Raw genomic sequence first — 2,063 nt, forward strand, 5'->3', positions numbered from 1 at the left:
CTACCCCCTGCTTCTGAAGAAAGCGGGCCACTTGGTTAGATTTTCTATGCAGTTCGCTATAAGACACAGAACCTTCTTTATACTGTAAAGCAACTTTATCTGGAACTTTTTTTACCTTGTCCATAAATATTTCATGAATAGTCTTTTCCCTTGGATATTCTGCCTCCGGAGGATTAAACTCTTTCAAAATCTGACTACTCTCATATGGAGTAGCTAATTGAATATTGAATATTAGTTTGTCTAAATCATCAGTAATCTGTGAAAGCAGATAAGAGAAATGAAGGTACATTTTCTCTACCGTTTCTTTTCTGAATATACTAGTACTATACTCTATCATTACCTTCAGTGAACTATCTTCTATTATGGTCCATGTGAGATCATATTTTGCATTCCTCCTACGCCAAGAATATGGCGCCACATTTAACCCCGGAATATGAATCTCATCAATTTTCATATTTTGCATAACCATCATTGTATTAAATAGAGGCTGACGACTAAGATTTCTTGGTATATTCAATTTTTCTATGAGCTCTTCCAGTGGATAATCCGCATGTTCAAATGCTTTTAGAATTCCAGATCGAACATTTGCAATAAATTCTCTAACAGATAAAACTCCTTTTGGTTCATTTCGAAGTGGTAAAGTATTGATGAACATCCCGACAACGTCTTCTAAATCTGAGTGTTCCCTTCCCGCTACAGGAGAACCTACCACAATATCCTCCTGTCCTGTATATTTAGAAAGCAGAATAGTATATGCTGACAAAAGAATCATATACAATGTAGAGCCTTCTGCTGCTGAAATACTTTTGAGCTTCTGATATAACTTACTATCCAGTTCAAACTCTAAGGTTTCACCAAAAAAGGACTGCACAGGAGGACGGGGAAAGTCTGTCGGTAGTTCAAGAACCGGCGGATCACTTTTGAAACAGTCCAGCCAATATTCTTCTCCGGCTTTTATTCTATTTTTATATTCAGCAGTCTGTTGCCATTCAGCAAAATCCTTATACTGAATTCTTAAAGAAGGCAGCTCTTTACCCTGATACAATTGGATAAATTCCTGTATAAGAATATTTACAGAAATGCCATCTGAAACGATATGATGAAAATCCAACATGAAAAAATAGCGAGTCGATTCCACTTTCACCAAAAGTGCCCGAAAAGGAAGGCCTGTTTCTAAGTCAAACGGTCGAATAAACTCATCAATAATTTGTGGCAATCTCTCTTCTGTTATTTCTTTTAGTTCAAACTCAAAATTGCAATGGGACTCAATACGCTGAATTAACCGATCATTCTTAAGGTGAAAAGTGGTTCGTAGAGGTTCATGACGGTCAACCAAGCTGGATAGTGATTGGTGAAGTCGATCTATATCTAATGTTCCTTCCAGCTCTAAAATTAAAGGCATATTATAATGAGTAGATTGTGTGCCCCCCTCAATTTGTTGGACTACATACATTCGGCGCTGAGCAGCAGAAACCGGGTAGTATTCCCTCTTTGGAGCCCGTTTAATAACATGGAAATTCTCTTTATCTGAATCCCTAATAGATTGGGCCATATCCATTAGTATTGGGTTTTCAAAAATCTTCTGAATTGGGATACGGGTTTCAAACTTTTTGTGAATGGCCGCAGCCAACTGTGTAGCTTTTAATGAATGGCCACCAAGCTCAAAGAAATGGTCCCTTCTCCCCAGCTGTTTTATGTCCAGTACTTTACTCCAAATTTCAGCAAGCTCTCTTTCGGTATCATTAATTGGTTCCTCATACTTGCCAACTCTCTCTTTTTGTGGTTCTGGTAGTCCAGCCTTATCAATTTTCCCATTAAAAGTAAGGGGAAATCGGTCTAGAAAGACATAATAAGCAGGAATCATATATTCTGGCAGCATTCCCTTTAAGTAAGTGCGTATAGAATTTTGACTCCGTACTTCATTAGTAACCATATAAGCGCATAGATACGACTGCCCCTGATTGTCGTTCCTCGCAATTACACACGCTTCATTAATGTATGGAACAGCAAGAAGTCTGGCTTCAATTTCTCCTAATTCAATGCGGTGCCCGCGGATTTTGACC

The 2,063-nt window shown here is 38.2% G+C and carries 1 protein-coding gene; it reads right to left on the minus strand.

Features of this window, described 5'->3' with window-relative positions; genetic code table 11:
* On the minus strand, nucleotides 1-2,063 hold a 2,063-nt coding region (locus tag ABWK52_RS24180; protein WP_353772185.1), incomplete at both ends, for a condensation domain-containing protein.

Source organism: Bacillus sp. AP50, assembly GCF_040492675.1.
In the GTDB taxonomy this organism is placed as follows: Bacteria; Bacillota; Bacilli; order Bacillales; family Bacillaceae_G; genus Bacillus_A; species Bacillus_A cereus.